Source organism: Psychrobacillus sp. FSL H8-0510, assembly GCF_038008345.1.
GTDB classification, from domain to species: Bacteria; Bacillota; Bacilli; order Bacillales_A; family Planococcaceae; genus Psychrobacillus; species Psychrobacillus psychrotolerans.
Map to the genome: position 1 here is coordinate 2582418 of NZ_JBBOYZ010000001.1, position 15051 is coordinate 2597468.

The following is a 15051-nucleotide window of genomic DNA, read 5'->3' on the forward strand; positions in this document are numbered from 1 at the left end:
CTTCATCCTTATCTCACTAGTGATTATTCAGAGACTTATTGAAGTGGCTGTTGCAAAACGCAATGAAAAAAGAATGCTTGCACAAGGGGCTTATGAAGTGGGAGCATCTCATTATCCATTTATGGTTGCAATGCATGTTTGTTTTTTTATAAGTTTGATAGCAGAAGTTTTAGTATTTGAACGAGGTCTTTCTCCTTTGTTCCCAGTATTTCTGCTACTCTTTATATTTGTTCAATTGCTCCGTGTATGGTGTTTGACCTCTTTAGGATCTTTTTGGAATACAAAAATAATCATCTTACCAGATGCAAATGTTGTTAAAAGTGGTCCTTATACATTCATGCGACATCCAAACTATGTAGTTGTTTGTGTGGAGATTGTTTTATTGCCACTCATGTTCCAAGCATATTTTACGGCTATAGCTTTTACCCTTTTAAATCTGGCGATGCTCTCTGTCCGGATTCCTACAGAAGAAAAAGCTTTGCGGGAAGTCACTAACTATGAAGACAAATTTAAAAAGAAGATTTCGGCATCATAGCCGAAATCTTCTTTTCTTATTTAGTCATTTCTTTATTGGCAGCTTCTTCTACTGCTCTGGCAACTAAATGATGCAATGTTGGATCCAACGGGTTTGGAATCAGTTCACCTGGTTTAGTATGCTTAACAATTGCTAATGACGCAGCGATTAACATTGGATAAGTAATCTCTTTTGCGCCAGCATCTAAAGCTCCCTTGAAGATACCTGGGAATCCGATAACATTATTTACCGAGCGTCCGTCCGCAGCAAATGCTGCTCCTGCCGCAATTGCATCAGATGGTAAAATCTCTGGATTTGGGTTTGATAATGCTAGTATTATTTGCCCTTCTCGAACCATCTCAGCTTTAATAAGGCCAGAAACTCCAGTTGTAGCAACAATAATATCACATTTTTCCATTATCGCTTCTAATGATTCTGAAGTTTTTCCGCCGTAATTAGTTAAACGCTCTTGTGCAGCTTCTTGTCTATCTAAACCGTAAACTTCCTCTACTCCATATGCCATTAACATACGACAAATTGCTAAGCCTGCGGCACCAAGTCCAATTTGTCCGATTTTTGCATGTTTAATATCCACGTTAGTAGCTTTACAAGCAGACAATATTGCAGCAAGTGCTACTACGGCTGTACCATGTTGGTCATCATGCATAACCGGTATGGATAGTTCTGCTTTTAATCTTTCTTCAATCTCGAAGCAATGTGGAGAGCCAATATCCTCCAGTAAAATTGCTCCAAAACCTTTGTGAATATGTTTGACTGTTTCCACAATCTCATCTGGATCGCTAGTATTTAATAATATTGGTATTCCACTTAGTCCAACAAATTGGTCTAACAGTACCGCTTTTCCTTCCATAACTGGCATCCCTGCAACAGGTCCTATATTCCCTAGACCTAAAATAGCAGTTCCATCCGTTACAATAGCAACAGAGCTACCAATGGAAGTAAAATAGTTCGCTTTTTCTGGATTGTGTAAAATCTCCATACAAACCGATGCAACACCCGGTGTGTAAATACGTTGAAGATCGCGTAGAGAACGAACATCTAGTCTGCTCTTCATCGCAATTTTACCGCCTTCATGCGCCTTTAGTACATCATCAGTTACAGCATGAATTTTCACGCCGTTATCAATCGATTCTATATTGGAAATCACTTGATCTAATTGGGTTTTTGATTTACAAGTAATAGTAATATCTCGAATAGTTGTTAACGCACCACTTTTAAGAGTAGTAATGTCCCCGATATCTCCCTCTGCCAGACCGATTGCAGTTGCGACTTTAGCAAAATTACCAGGTTTTGAAGGTGTTTCTACAATAATGTTACGAATAATATGTTGGCTTTGCATGTTAAATCTCCTAACTCTATTCTCTTTTTCAACCAACAAATTATAACATAAATAACATACCTATGCCTTGACATCTCTTTTAATAAATGTCATGAAGCTTAATGCTATAAATATTATTGCGTAAACTCCAAGGACAGCTAGTGACATAAAGAGAGTAGTTTCTTCTATAAAAAATTCTTTTCTCAGATGTTGTGTTAAGTCTGAATGTGTTAACCAGATATATTCCACTGGTATATACTTTTGCAAAAGCATAATAATCATAGGTCCCATCATTAAAAATAACATAGACAAAGCTATTGCAATAGAAGGTGAACTAAATACCGTTCCGATAAAGAATGCAAAAAGGATAGACATAGTGAAATCCCCTAGAGAATACACGTACGTTAAGAATATATCTTTCATCGTATTTGTCTGTTGCACTACCCCATCAACAATAGTCAAATCAACCCCAGTAGCTGTTCCAAATAAGATAAATCCAATTACAGTTGTAAGAACAATTGTCACTAATATTAAAGTAAATCCAAATAAGAATATCGTTATTAGTTTAGATGTTAATACTTTAAAACGACTAACCGGTCTTGTTAAAAGCATCTTAATCGTACCATCTGTAAATTCCTGCGATACAATCGACGCGCCTGGAATCACAGTCAATAATGTTATTAGCACCATTATAGATGCCCCAAATGCCATATTCCCCTCCATACTTTGGTTCACTTGAGGTGCTGCGTTGTTGTCTAAGCGATACTGCGCCATTTCTTTTTGTTCCTCATACATTTGAATGGACCATTCATCTAAATCTGGAGTTTGAAGCTGTGTATTAGCGTCTGTAATCATAGCTTGTTGTTCCTGTTTCCAATCTGAGTCATTCACTTCTTCCATAAATACCTTATCTAACACACCAACACCGATAATAACTAATAGTAAAATAACTAAAATTGCCCATGTGCCTTTTTTATGCCATAACTTCATCCATTCATTCTGTATCAAATTAAACAATTTGACCGCCTCCTGTCATTTGAAGAAACTGCTCTTCAAGTGTTTCATGCACGGCTGAAACAGCAAATATTTGAACCTGTTGTGCAACTAATTCATTGATAAGATCAGGTACCTTATCCTCTTTTAACTCAAGTAAAAATACCCCTTCTTGCGTTGTAAATACATAGTCATTTGAACTTAGATAGTTTTCTACCAGTTCGAATGGCTCAGCCTTAAGCTTCATACGTGCCTTTTCATCGCTTTGAATCATCCGTTCATCTATCAGCTTACCATTTTGAATAACAGCAACCCTATCACACATTAACTCTATTTCTGATAAAAGATGACTAGAGACAAATATAGAAACGTTATTTTCCACGGCTATTTTTCGAAGATACGTCCGGAACTCTCGAATTCCTGCAGGATCTAAACCGTTTGTTGGCTCGTCTAGTATTAAGAATTTAGGATCATGCAGTAGTGCTTGGGCTAATCCTAATCGCTGCCGCATCCCCAATGAATACGTCGATACTTTCTCATTAATACGCTTTGTTAAACCTACTTGTTTAACTACTTCATCAATTCGTTCTTTTGAGACATCTTTGTGCATTCGAGAGAAATGAATTAGGTTCTTGTATCCCGACATATATTTGTACATTTCCGGATTTTCTACAATTACCCCTACATTCGAAATTGCCTTTTCGTAATCATCTGCTATAGATGCACCCTCAATTGTAATTGTTCCACTAGTTAGACGCATAAGACCTGTCATTAAACGAACAGTTGTTGTTTTACCAGCCCCATTCGGTCCTAAAAACCCAGTAATTTGTCCTGGAAATAACTCTAGTGACAGATTATCAATAAGTGTTTTTCCTTTAATAATCTTCGTAACATTTTTTAATTCAACAATTGGTTTTGACACTTCAATTCACCTTCTCTTTCGTTACATATTTCATCCAGCTCACTGCATCCTGATTGGTTTCAAAACGGATTGTTTCTAAATCATCCTGGGCAATTACTTTTCCTTGCTTTAAGACGATTAGTTGATCGAGTATAGGCTCGACTTCATGTAATTCATGCGTTGATAAAATGATGGATTGCTCCTCCATATTTGTATAGCGAATGAGTCCCTTTATCAATGATTCCCGTACAATTGGATCCAACCCAGAAAATGGTTCATCCATTACGTAGTAGGCAGTATTTCTACCAAGTGTGGCTGCCATTTTTGCCCTACCACGATTTCCTTTTGACAGCTTTTTCAATTTCACATCTACATCTACTTCTAAAAAATTGGCTACTTCTAATGCCTTATGAATAGAAAAATCCGAAAACTGAGATGCATAGAATGTGAAAAGCTCCTTAGTTGTATAAAAGCTATAAAACAAATCCATATCAGGTAAATATGCTATGTCAGCTGCATGTCTCCTAGATAAGGACTCATCGTAAAGAGAAATAGTTCCTTTTCTTGGTCTTTGTATACCAGCAATTATTTTCAGTAGAGTAGATTTCCCACTGCCATTCTCCCCAGCTATACCTATTATCTGCCCGATTGGAAAAGAAAGTGATATATCCTTTAGTACTTCCTGTCTTTGGTAGTTATACGAGACATGTTGAAGTTGAATCATTTACTCTCTTCCTTTCTTTGCAAAATTTGAATGATTTCTTCTTTTGAAAAACCAAACGCTGCAATAGACTGAATAAATTGAGTGACCAATTCAACTTTCATATCCTCTCGCAAATGCTGAATTCGCCCTTCCTCTGTTGTAATGAAGGTACCTTGACCGCGCTTAGTATCTGTTAGCCCCATCATCTCAAGCTCCTTATATACACGTTGTACAGTGTTGACATTAACACCAACCTCCAATGAGTATTCTCGAACAGATAGCATTTTGTCACCAGGCTGTAAATTTCCTTTTAAAATATCCCCACAGATTATATCTACGAGTTGGCTATAAATAGGTTTGTCACGAGTGAAATTCTGTGTCATCTCGTTACCACCTTCTCCAACCATTTACAAATGAACCAAAATAACAGAATAAAGATAATCCACATAAAAATTTCTTCTACTATATAAATTGAACCTATATCCAGGGTAAAATCACTTGTAGCAGACTCTGGTAAGTAAGTACCTAAAAATTTTAAAGATACTTCACCTTGCATTAATAACTTATCAATAGAAAGAAAACTAAGTACTTTTGGTAAAAAAATAACAACTAACAAGAAAACCACTAAAGACAGAATTACAGAAAATTTACCAATCCAGTATTTACCTTCTACATACAATGTCCAAAATAATAGCCAAATAATAGTTAAAATAATACCCGCTATTAGCAATACAACTAGCAATAAAATTTGAAGATAAAGCATCTGAGCAAAGCTACCAATTATCATATCGGACAAGAAATAGATGCCAGCTGTCGTAATGAATATATTTCCAATAAAATATATTCCTAGGCTAAACAAAATTTTCGCACCAATCAACGTGTGCATTGAATTTGGATTATGTAACCACGTATCTTTTTTTCCATTGTCCGTATTTAGCGAGTTATTAAACTGGACTAGGAGATTTACAATACTAAAACCAAGCATTATAAACATTAATCCCATTCTAATTTCCTGTACGCTTGGAACAGATGCTAGATATTTCTCCAATAATATTGGAAGAATGAAAACAACACCCAAACTCATTACAGCTGAACCAAGTAGCCACGACTTGTACAGAGCCAATTCCTTTAATAATAATCCCTTCAATTTTCCAACTCCTTTATTAACAGTATATTAGTGTATTAGTTATATAGTACACTAATACTATATAATGGAATATTCTTATTTTCAAGTGTTTTAATTAAATTATCAGAAAGAGCACAAAAAGTATGTTGCTTATATACAATGAAACCCCGTCAGTATAATTGACGGGGTTGTTTTTTCTGTTATTTATCTTCGTCTTCATTTTCAACTAAGAACTTTAATTTAGAAAGTTTGTTATGCCAGAATTGTTCATAGTAGTCCAACCACTGCTTCACTTCCGTCAATGGCTCCAGCTTTAAATGATACACTTTTTCTCTGCCTAACTTTTGACCTGTGACTAGACCGGCTTCCGTTAGAACTTTTAGATGTTTAACAATTGCTGTTCTGCTCATATCATAATTAGAAGTAATTTCAGCAATGGATCTCTCTTTACTTGCTAATAGTCGAAGGACGTCTCTCCTCGTTGGATCAGCAATAGCTTGAAAAACATCTACTTTTTTGAGCGATTCACTCATTAAGATTCAACTACTTGTTTAAATTTATTTTGTACAATTCCATTCCAACCTTGCGCCATTGTATCACGAACATCAGCATTCGACTTTTTAGCTTTCGGTACAATAGAGTCTGCTTCCTTCCATCCACCATGAATCAATGTGAATTCAGTTTGAGAACCAATTTCTTTCAAAAGAAAAGTTATAAACCAACCATCTGTATCCCATTGAAAAGAAAGTTTATGTGGTTCGTCTATTTCAACTACCTTACAAGGAGATGGGCCAAATGGTGATTGGATAGTAAATTCAAATCCAACTCGAGCTTGAAAATCATTGGACATAAACCAAGCTGAAATTCCTTCCGCAGTGGAGACATAGTTCCATACTTTTTGAATTGGCGCTTCTACTAAAACTGTTTGCGTTATATCAGGTAAATTTTTTTTCACTTTTAAATTTCTCCTTTACTACATAAATGCGAAACCCTTAGGTGTCATATTATATAGAACCAAAAGGTGTTATGTCAATCCGCACAAAACTCCCCTCTACAATTTAGTAGAAGAGAGTTTTAGTTTTAAACAATATAGCCTATATCCGTTAACACATTATTAATAAATGACTGAGAGTAAGTAAAGATTTCTTCTCGCTCTGGTTCGTGATAGAGGTCGTGAAAACAATTTTTCCATTCTTTATATTGATATTCAGAAAGTTCCTGCCTCTTCAACCATCTTGCTACAGCATTTGTCTCGGTAATCTTATCTCGTTCACCAGTCATAACGAGAATTGGTTTATTTGGAATAGAGATTTCCGATTGATTTACTGTTTTTAGGAGTGTTTGAAGCTCCTTGTACCATTCTGTTGAAATAAAGGTACTATAAGTAGGATCAGATACAAATTGTTGAATTACCTCATAATTTCTCGTTAACTCATTTAATTGAATATCATGATTGATTTTCTGCGGTATGGACAACTTGGCTAGTGTATTGGTCCATTTGGATGGGAGTTTTTGAAGTTGGAGCCATGGAGATGTCAATATTACTCCCGCATATTCAATATCTAGTTTTCGTAAAACTTTAATAAGTAAGGTTGCTCCAAGGCCATGCCCCATTAAAAATATAGGTAGGTCGTATGTAACTGCCACTTGCATCGCTTGTTTTATGTAGTTCTTATATAGTTCGAAGGATTCGTCATGAATATTTTTTGATTTTTTTAATTCTCCATGACCGGGCAAGTCACCCATAACGATATGATAATTGGAGCTTCTCAACTTTTCGATTAACCAAGCATATCTTCTATGATGTTCATATGCACTATGAACAATAACTATTACGGCTTTAGGCTTTCCTTCTGTTTCCCATTTCCACATATAAACAAACCTCTTTTCTTCCTTGCATTTCCACGGTATTTATTTTCATTCAAACTGTATCTCTGTTACCATTAATTATAATCTATTTTCAAAAGGAGCGTATGTTAAATGATTTATCCATATAAAGGGAAAACACCAATTATAGACGACTCTGCTTTTATAGCTGATTATGTCACAATAACAGGTGATGTGACAATCGGTCCAGAGACTACAATTTGGTTTAATACGGTAATTAGAGGGGATGTTGCTCCTACTATTATTGGAAGTAAAGTTAGTATACAAGATTTAAGTTGTCTGCATCAAAGTCCAAATAATCCACTCATCATAGAAGATGAAGTAACTATTGGACATCAAGTCACTTTACATAGTTGCACAATACGTAAAGGTGCATTAATAGGGATGGGATCCATTATTTTAGATGGAGCTGAAATTGGAGAAGGTGCATTCATCGGAGCAGGTAGTCTAGTACCTCCTGGCAAGAAGATACCTCCCAATTCTTTGGCACTAGGAAGCCCTGCAAAAGTCGTTCGTGAGCTAAACGATGAAGATAAGGCCGATGTCCAAAGAATTATCCGAGAATATGTAGAAAAAGGACAATACTATAAATCCCTTCAAAAATAACATTTGTTAGTGATTATTTGTCTTGATTGATCGATTAATAACTTTCATCGATCGATTTTATGACTCAATCGATCGATTATCAGCACCCATTGATCGATTCTTATTATATTCCCCATGAAAAAAGGCTTTCCCTTATAGGAAAGCCTTTTTTGAAAGATAAGCGTATATAAAATTTTACTGTGGACACTGTGTTTTTGGGTGAAAGAATGAATAGTACTACTGATTTGCGTTTCAGGTGGACGCGTTCGGTGGGGTGAGCGATGAGCTATCACCGCCGCTACGCGTCGTTGTGATATCTCATCTGTCTCACTCATCCCACCCGAGTCGCCACCTTGCACTCCAATCTATTAAGCAAGTAGTTACTCAACAAGAAACAACACAGCCTATCGCTTACATGATAAGAGTAGTACAAAGTTAATATAGTGATAAAACAGTCTGTTGAATGAAGGATTCTATCCTGTCATGAAGGATGAAGATAGTAGATTTTGTAACAGTGGAAATAAATGAAAATAGCGAGTTTTTACTAAATAAAGAAGCGAAATAGCGAACGAAATTGCATCTTCGTGAGCTTCCTCTTTTCAGTAGGAAAGAATTTTATCTCTAGTTAGCCAAAAATGCACTAACCTGTTTCTTAGAGTTATAGAAGGGCGACGGACAGACAAACGCCATAAGATTACCGAAAAAAGGTGTGCTGGTTGGTTGTGACTTCCGTCACAACCAACCAGCACACCTAAAAATTCAATCGGTAATAATATAGCAAAACATCTGTTCAAAGCCATTCAAAAACGATAGAAACGGGTTTTGAACTTAATGAACTGGGCATGTACCTAGCCTTTTTTGTTCATACTATTATAATCCAGCCATTTGTTTTAATTGTGCAGCTTTATCTGTTTTTTCCCATGGCACATCAATATCTGTACGACCAAAGTGACCATAAGCAGCAGTTTGTTTGTATATTGGACGGCGTAGATCTAGCATTTTAATAATTCCTGCTGGACGAAGGTCGAATAGTTCACGAATATATGAAACTAATTTCACTTCTTCTACTTTTCCAGTACCAAAAGTTTCTACAGCAATGGAAACAGGTTTAGCTACACCAATTGCATAAGCAAGTTGTACTTCACAACGATCAGCAAGACCAGCGGCAACAATATTTTTAGCAACATAGCGTGCAGCGTATGCAGCAGAACGGTCTACTTTTGTTGGATCTTTACCAGAGAATGCTCCCCCACCATGACGAGCGTATCCACCGTAAGTATCTACGATAATTTTACGTCCTGTTAAACCAGCATCTCCTTGTGGTCCACCAATTACAAAGCGTCCAGTTGGATTGATAAAGTATTTTGTATTTTCATCTATTAAATTTGTAGGAACAATCGGATTGATCACTACTTCTTTAATATCTTTTTGAATTTGTTCTAACGTAATTTCCGGATGGTGTTGAGTAGATATAACTATTGTATCGATATGAACCGGATTATTGTTCTCATCATACTCTACAGTTACTTGTGTTTTCCCATCTGGACGAAGATAATCTAAAGTTTCATCTTTACGGACTTGTGCCAATCGGTGAGCTAGTTTATGCGCTAAACTAATTGGTAACGGCATAAGCTCTGGAGTTTCATTACAAGCATAACCAAACATTAAGCCTTGGTCTCCTGCTCCAATTGCATCTATATCAGAATCGCTCATAGATCCTTCTCTTGCTTCTAACGCTTGATCTACACCCTGCGCAATGTCAGGTGATTGTTCATCAATAGAAGTTAGCACAGCAGAAGTTTCTGAGTCAAAACCATACTTCGCACGTGTATAACCAATTTCTTTAATAGTAGAACGAACTACTTTTGGAATATCTACATAAGTAGATGTAGTAATTTCTCCAGCAACTAATACTAACCCTGTTGTTACACTCGTTTCACAAGCTACACGAGCATTTGGGTCTTCTGCTAGAATTGCATCTAGAATTGCATCAGAGATTTGATCACAAATTTTATCTGGATGTCCCTCTGTCACTGATTCTGACGTAAATAATCGACGTTGTGTCATAGATTGTTCCTCCTATATCCCGCGAGATTTCTCTCAAGAATTGATACGGTACTCATTCCCATGTCAAGCCATTCAAAATGTTTCATGCATTTTCTTCACATAATAGTACATGTAAGTTAAATGCATTGAAGTTAACTTGAAGCCGTTTCGGACTTGGCACACAAGGATAAAGGGCGATGTTCAATAAAAAAACCTCTCACTCACGTAAATATACATGAGGAAAGGTATTAGTATCATAAGCACCTTTCACTCTTATCAATCAAGGAATTTCACCTTGTCTCAGGTTTGGCACCTTTGTAATAATGAAAATACTACAGGTTGCCGGGTTTCATAGGGCCTGACCCCTCCACCAGCTCGGGATAAGAGTATCCGTTCAATTTATCATCATACGTAAGTATGTATAAGATGTCAACTATTTTTGTTTGTATTTTATACACAAAAGAAAAAATTAAAAGTGAATAGTATAGACTAATGAAGCTAATGTGTTATACTAATTCACATATCTAGAAAACTTCCTCTTTTGAAGAGGAAATATAAAAAAAGGATGGTATATTCAAAATGAATTCAATCGAAACAGTGAGTGAACTGAAAGCATTGTTAGCAGGAAATAACGTTAGCAGCCAATTGTCAGTGCCACAACTTGTGGAAAAAGCTACAACAAGAGGAGAAGCAGTACTAACTTCTACTGGTGCAGTTAAAGCTGAAACAGGAAAATATACTGGCCGTTCTCCCCAAGATAAGTATATAGTAGATGAAGCTATTTCTAAAGACAAAATCGATTGGGGCTCAGTAAACCAACCAATTTCTTCTGACATTTTCGAAGCATTATATAAAAAAATGATTAACTTCTTAAACAAACAAGATGAAATATTCGAGTTTAAAGGATATGCAGGAGCAGACAAAGAATCACGTTTAGGTATTCAAATTATTAACGAATACGCTTGGCATAACCTTTTCGCTCATCAGCTATTCATACGACCAACACAAGAAGAACTTGCTACTCATACGACTGATTTCACTATTCTATCTGCTCCTAACTTTAAAGCAGATCCAGCGGTAGACGGTACTCACTCAGAGACTTTTATCATCGTATCTATGGAAAAACGCACAGTTCTAATCGGTGGAACTGAGTATGCTGGCGAGATGAAGAAATCTATTTTCTCTATTATGAACTACTTACTACCAGAACAGGACATTTTACCAATGCACTGCTCTGCAAACGTTGGGGATGATGGAGACGTTACATTATTCTTCGGATTATCAGGAACAGGGAAAACTACCCTTTCAGCAGATGCTGGTCGCAAATTAATCGGAGACGATGAGCACGGTTGGTCGGATAACGGTGTGTTCAATATCGAAGGTGGCTGTTACGCAAAATGTATCGACCTAACTCGTGAAAACGAACCACAAATTTGGGACGCGATCTCATTCGGCACGGTCCTAGAAAACGTAGTAGTAGATGCAGAAACTCGCGTAGCTAACTATGCAGATAACTCATTAACCGAAAATACACGTGCTGCATACCCAATTCAATATATCGATAATATTGTAGACCCTTCAGTAGCAGGTCACCCAAATACAATTATTTTCTTAACTGCGGACGCTTTTGGCGTATTGCCTCCGATTAGTAAACTAACGAAAGAACAAGCAATGTACCATTTCTTAAGTGGCTTTACTTCTAAACTTGCTGGTACTGAACGTGGAGTTACATCGCCACAACCGGTATTCTCGACTTGCTTCGGTTCGCCCTTCCTACCATTACATGCAACAGTGTATGCAGAAATGCTAGGCAAGAAGATTGACGAGCACGGTGCACAAGTATTCTTAGTAAACACTGGTTGGACTGGCGGAGAATACGGCGTAGGTAACCGTATGAAGCTTTCATACACACGTACAATGGTTCGTGCTGCAATTGATGGCAAACTAAACAATACCCAAACAGCAACAGATGCAGTATTTGGTTTAGCTATTCCTACAGAAGTAGAAGGAGTACCTTCTGAAGTACTTATCCCTCGTAATGCATGGGCAGACAAAGCAGCATATGACCAAAAAGCTGCTGAGCTAGCTCAGTCATTCCGTGAAAACTTTAAAAAGTTTGGTACAGTTTCTGAAGACATTTCCTTTAAAGGCGGACCATTAGCTTAATAGAGTAAACATCAAAAAGAGTCCAAATTCGAATGAATTTGGACTCTTTTTTTATATTTGTGCTTTTATTTGCTAAAAAGAATAATAAGTATATTTTATTGCAAAGGATGATTAAGTCAAATTAGCATTATTCTAGTCACCATTAGTCTCATGATATTCACTATCCGTTATTTTAGGAAATATTTCTACAAACTTTTCGGCTTCCTCTTCATTAACTTTATATAGAATAATTTCAGAACCATAATGACCTATTTCCATCTGTTCAACCCCATCTTCTTGAAAGAACATTGTATACCACTTTAAACCACCTTTTGGATCAACAGAATAATTTCTAAAATAGAGTCTATTTTCATCCGTTAGATTAATAGTAATCACTTTCATCAATCCTTCTGTCTGAACGGAAACAGCTCGAGAGTTTAACTCTTCTAACACTTCTAGTTCTTCCAACCAACAATGGATCACTACTTCTTGGAACTCGTTTGTATATTGATCCCACAAATCCTCCCAAAAACTCGTATCTATGGGAAACGAAGATTTCCCCTCTACACTCATTGCCTCAGTTGTTACTACAACATTACCCACTATAAAACCCCTCTCTGATATTTTTCATCCAATGACATGCATCTTTTACTACACGTCTATTTATTTTGCTCGGAAAAAAATGTGTGAATTCTGGATAGTACCAGGTTTCAACTGGTATACTATTCCCTACTAATGCATGCTCTAAAACCTTTGCATGCTCAAAAGAGACATTTTTATCTTGTTCACCGTGAATTATAAGCGTGGATGTCTTCATTTCCTTTATAAGAGGTAATACATCTCGCTCTTCGTATCCCACTGGGTATTTGCTAGGAGTACCACCAATGACTCGTTTCATCATCTTTCTCATATCTAATCTTTCTTCATATGTTAGATATATATCGGACACACCCGCCCACGTAACTAAAGAGGTAATATCATTACGTAGAATAGCAATCCATAATGCCATGATTCCACCACGAGAAAATGCAAATAGGTGAATCCGTTCTGCAAGGCAATATTGCTTAAGTATATCTACTCCGTAGATAGCATCCCAACGATCTTCTCCAGCGAATTCATCTTTTCCTTCACCACCACGATTGCCACGATAATATGGCGCAAATACGATAAAACCTTCAGAAGCAATTTGTGCGATTCGGGCGGGTCGAACCATACCAATACTTTGCATACCACCACGACAATATAAAATACCTTCATAGTCTCCTACTTCTTTTGGTGACGCTAGCATCCCTTTGACACGTAGTCCACAGGACCAATATGTAATTTCTCTTAATACAATATGAGGATTGGGCGATGGATAAACTCGAACTTTTTCAATCGTTCCATTTGCTTTCAATTTCTTTCACCTTCTTTAAAATGGCTTTCATTCCATCATCTTTCATATGGAAGCTCAAATAATTACTTTGTGTAAGTTCTTCTGAAGATAACCAAAAGGCTCCTTCTGTTTCAAAGTTTGTCTTCTCTTTATTAATATACCCAACTTCCGCTACATAAACAGTTTTACAAAAAGGGATATTATCTATTACCATATATTCTGCAAGCCATGCTAACTCCACTATATCCACATTTGTTTCTTCTTTTGTTTCTCTAATTGCTGCTTCAACTAAAGTCTCTCCCTGCTCTAACTTACCACCTGGAAACTCTAAACCCCTTTTAGGATGCTTCGTCACCAACCATTTGCCTTTATATTTTGCTACGACTAGTACATGTTCAGATGGGATTGCAAAGCTACCTTGCTCAAAAGATAACAATACATCATAGCCATTTAAATCTTGGAAAGAAATCATATCCTGACTCCCTTTGTTTTCTTTCAATTTTAGCATATGTATATAAAAAACTTAGCCCATGGAGAGCTAAGTCTAAAAGTAACTATTATTTTGGGGGTCCCATTTTATAATCTTCATTTCCTTCTTCTCTATTTTGTGCAATATTCTGCTTGGATTTGTCTTGAGGGGATAGGTTGAGTAAGGAACTAACATTTCGATAAGTTACTGGATTTTCATTACCTTTTCTATTTAAATTTTTACTCATAATTGAATCTCCTTTCTTCTTTGAAAATAAGGTAGCTGTTCGATAAATCGTTTAGAGTCATCTGAAGAGAATTCATGAATCCATGCATACACTTTCTTGAGCCTTCTATCATATTGGTCATTTTCCCCATCCACATGATATGGCTTTACCAATTGTGGTTCATGAGCCCGTAGAAAGTTTCTGCTTTGCACTGACTTCAGCTGATAGAAAAGTTTTTCAAATACTTTTATTTCATTTCTGGTAGCTGTTACTTCGTATTCCCACTGAGATTCTTCAGGATAAGCATATACTTGCTGACTTTTAACGGAGATATACACTTTGTATAAGGTCATTTTCACACATCCTTTTATAGAAGTTTGTGCAAAAAGCAAAAAAACATGCACCACTAGGGCACATGTTTTTTAAGCTTGAGGATATACTTTTTAATCATCATCTGTCTAGGCTACAGCGCCTAGCCCCTCGAGTCGTTTCAGAATGTCAGGTAAAGGCAAAAAACGCCTTTAATGTCATTCCTCCAACACTTTTCGAGGCTAACATAGGCGCTTTCGCTTTTCTTATTAAGCTTGAATATCTACAACGGTTCCTTTATGAGGATGTGTTGCAGCTGATTGAGACATGCCTTCCAACATTCCTATTGCTGCTACAGTTTCCATGTTCATAGCATTTCGCAAAACACTCATTTGCACGGTCTGTTGCAATTGTAGTAAGTTAGATGACATTA

Annotated in this window: 19 protein-coding genes and 1 riboswitch; of the genes, 3 read left to right on the top strand and 16 right to left on the bottom strand. The window is 36.6% G+C overall.

What is annotated here, in order from left to right; all coding sequences use genetic code 11:
• Positions 1–73 precede the first annotated feature (73 nt).
• The gene (locus MHI40_RS13020; protein ID WP_445678340.1) at positions 74–535 is read left to right on the top strand and encodes an isoprenylcysteine carboxyl methyltransferase family protein; all 462 of its coding nucleotides are present in this window, start codon (positions 74–76) and stop codon (positions 533–535) included.
• A gap of 16 nt (positions 536–551) precedes the next feature.
• On the opposite strand, the gene MHI40_RS13025 is transcribed toward MHI40_RS13020, so the two are convergent.
• From MHI40_RS13025 to MHI40_RS13065, 9 genes are all read right to left on the bottom strand, one after another.
• Complete coding sequence (locus MHI40_RS13025; protein WP_340763003.1) at positions 552–1874, bottom strand: NAD-dependent malic enzyme; 1323 nt, start codon at positions 1872–1874, stop codon at positions 552–554.
• Between the two features lie 60 nt (positions 1875–1934).
• A complete protein-coding gene (locus MHI40_RS13030; RefSeq protein WP_093536799.1) occupies positions 1935–2870 on the bottom strand; it encodes an ABC transporter permease in 936 nt (311 codons plus the stop codon).
• Positions 2863–3768 carry an ABC transporter ATP-binding protein gene (locus MHI40_RS13035; RefSeq protein WP_340763004.1) on the bottom strand — a complete coding sequence of 302 codons (906 nt, stop codon included), beginning with the start codon at positions 3766–3768 and terminating at the stop codon, positions 2863–2865. Before MHI40_RS13035 ends, MHI40_RS13030 begins: the two co-directional genes overlap by 8 nt.
• Before the next feature lies 1 nt (position 3769).
• Positions 3770–4471, bottom strand: a complete 702-nt coding sequence (locus MHI40_RS13040) for an ATP-binding cassette domain-containing protein (RefSeq protein ID WP_093536797.1) — start codon at positions 4469–4471, stop codon at positions 3770–3772.
• Positions 4468–4833, bottom strand: a complete 366-nt coding sequence (locus MHI40_RS13045; protein WP_340763006.1) for a GntR family transcriptional regulator — start codon at positions 4831–4833, stop codon at positions 4468–4470. The genes MHI40_RS13040 and MHI40_RS13045 overlap by 4 nt, the downstream gene beginning before the upstream one ends.
• On the bottom strand, positions 4830–5597 hold the full coding sequence (locus tag MHI40_RS13050) for a hypothetical protein (RefSeq protein ID WP_340763007.1): 768 nt from the start codon (positions 5595–5597) through the stop codon (positions 4830–4832). Before MHI40_RS13050 ends, MHI40_RS13045 begins: the two co-directional genes overlap by 4 nt.
• A 179-nt stretch (positions 5598–5776) precedes the next feature.
• Positions 5777–6109, bottom strand: coding sequence for an ArsR/SmtB family transcription factor (locus tag MHI40_RS13055; RefSeq protein WP_340763008.1), 333 nt, complete (start codon positions 6107–6109; stop codon positions 5777–5779).
• Complete coding sequence (locus MHI40_RS13060; RefSeq protein WP_340763010.1) at positions 6109–6531, bottom strand: SRPBCC family protein; 423 nt, start codon at positions 6529–6531, stop codon at positions 6109–6111. The genes MHI40_RS13055 and MHI40_RS13060 overlap by 1 nt, the downstream gene beginning before the upstream one ends.
• Positions 6532–6656: 125 nt before the next feature.
• On the bottom strand, positions 6657–7448 hold the full coding sequence (locus MHI40_RS13065; RefSeq protein ID WP_093536792.1) for an alpha/beta hydrolase: 792 nt from the start codon (positions 7446–7448) through the stop codon (positions 6657–6659).
• Positions 7449–7556: 108 nt separating this feature from the next.
• Here MHI40_RS13065 and MHI40_RS13070 point away from each other — a divergent pair, with 108 nt between their 5' ends.
• Positions 7557–8069: a gamma carbonic anhydrase gene (locus MHI40_RS13070; protein WP_093536791.1), complete on the top strand. Its 513-nt coding sequence runs from the start codon at positions 7557–7559 to the stop codon at positions 8067–8069.
• Positions 8070–8918: 849 nt separating this feature from the next.
• On the opposite strand, the gene metK is transcribed toward MHI40_RS13070, so the two are convergent.
• Positions 8919–10115, bottom strand: a complete 1197-nt coding sequence (gene metK / locus MHI40_RS13075) for a methionine adenosyltransferase (RefSeq protein ID WP_093536790.1) — start codon at positions 10113–10115, stop codon at positions 8919–8921.
• 249 nt (positions 10116–10364) lie between these two features.
• Positions 10365–10481, bottom strand: a riboswitch (SAM riboswitch).
• A gap of 192 nt (positions 10482–10673) precedes the next feature.
• Between metK and pckA the strand changes: the two genes are divergently transcribed.
• Positions 10674–12260 (top strand): phosphoenolpyruvate carboxykinase (ATP), encoded by a 1587-nt coding sequence (gene pckA / locus MHI40_RS13080; RefSeq protein ID WP_340763011.1) that lies wholly within the window; start codon positions 10674–10676, stop codon positions 12258–12260.
• Between the two features lie 132 nt (positions 12261–12392).
• Here the strand turns inward: pckA and MHI40_RS13085 are convergent, their stop codons facing one another.
• From MHI40_RS13085 to MHI40_RS13110, 6 genes are all read right to left on the bottom strand, one after another.
• Positions 12393–12842, bottom strand: a complete 450-nt coding sequence (locus MHI40_RS13085; protein WP_245762670.1) for a hypothetical protein — start codon at positions 12840–12842, stop codon at positions 12393–12395.
• The gene (locus tag MHI40_RS13090; protein ID WP_340763012.1) at positions 12835–13635 is read right to left on the bottom strand and encodes an alpha/beta hydrolase family protein; all 801 of its coding nucleotides are present in this window, start codon (positions 13633–13635) and stop codon (positions 12835–12837) included. Before MHI40_RS13090 ends, MHI40_RS13085 begins: the two co-directional genes overlap by 8 nt.
• Positions 13613–14086, bottom strand: coding sequence for an NUDIX domain-containing protein (locus MHI40_RS13095; RefSeq protein WP_093536787.1), 474 nt, complete (start codon positions 14084–14086; stop codon positions 13613–13615). The genes MHI40_RS13090 and MHI40_RS13095 overlap by 23 nt, the downstream gene beginning before the upstream one ends.
• An 85-nt stretch (positions 14087–14171) precedes the next feature.
• Positions 14172–14330, bottom strand: coding sequence for a hypothetical protein (locus MHI40_RS13100; RefSeq protein ID WP_340763013.1), 159 nt, complete (start codon positions 14328–14330; stop codon positions 14172–14174).
• Positions 14327–14662, bottom strand: a complete 336-nt coding sequence (locus tag MHI40_RS13105) for a hypothetical protein (RefSeq protein WP_093536786.1) — start codon at positions 14660–14662, stop codon at positions 14327–14329. Before MHI40_RS13105 ends, MHI40_RS13100 begins: the two co-directional genes overlap by 4 nt.
• A 225-nt stretch (positions 14663–14887) precedes the next feature.
• Entirely contained in the window at positions 14888–15049 is a 162-nt protein-coding gene (locus MHI40_RS13110; RefSeq protein WP_340763015.1) for a YjfB family protein, read from the bottom strand.
• Positions 15050–15051 lie beyond the last annotated feature (2 nt).

Coding starts and splice junctions, on each gene's coding strand:
- MHI40_RS13020 (WP_445678340.1), top strand. CDS start 74: ATGCTTGCACAAGGGGCTTATGAAGTGGGAGCATCTCATTATCCATTT.
- MHI40_RS13025 (WP_340763003.1), bottom strand. CDS start 1,874: ATGCAAAGCCAACATATTATTCGTAACATTATTGTAGAAACACCTTCA.
- MHI40_RS13040 (WP_093536797.1), bottom strand. CDS start 4,471: ATGATTCAACTTCAACATGTCTCGTATAACTACCAAAGACAGGAAGTA.
- MHI40_RS13045 (WP_340763006.1), bottom strand. CDS start 4,833: ATGACACAGAATTTCACTCGTGACAAACCTATTTATAGCCAACTCGTA.
- MHI40_RS13055 (WP_340763008.1), bottom strand. CDS start 6,109: ATGAGTGAATCGCTCAAAAAAGTAGATGTTTTTCAAGCTATTGCTGAT.
- MHI40_RS13065 (WP_093536792.1), bottom strand. CDS start 7,448: ATGTGGAAATGGGAAACAGAAGGAAAGCCTAAAGCCGTAATAGTTATT.
- MHI40_RS13070 (WP_093536791.1), top strand. CDS start 7,557: ATGATTTATCCATATAAAGGGAAAACACCAATTATAGACGACTCTGCT.
- metK (WP_093536790.1), bottom strand. CDS start 10,115: ATGACACAACGTCGATTATTTACGTCAGAATCAGTGACAGAGGGACAT.
- pckA (WP_340763011.1), top strand. CDS start 10,674: ATGAATTCAATCGAAACAGTGAGTGAACTGAAAGCATTGTTAGCAGGA.
- MHI40_RS13095 (WP_093536787.1), bottom strand. CDS start 14,086: ATGATTTCTTTCCAAGATTTAAATGGCTATGATGTATTGTTATCTTTT.
- MHI40_RS13100 (WP_340763013.1), bottom strand. CDS start 14,330: ATGAGTAAAAATTTAAATAGAAAAGGTAATGAAAATCCAGTAACTTAT.
- MHI40_RS13105 (WP_093536786.1), bottom strand. CDS start 14,662: ATGACCTTATACAAAGTGTATATCTCCGTTAAAAGTCAGCAAGTATAT.
- MHI40_RS13110 (WP_340763015.1), bottom strand. CDS start 15,049: ATGTCATCTAACTTACTACAATTGCAACAGACCGTGCAAATGAGTGTT.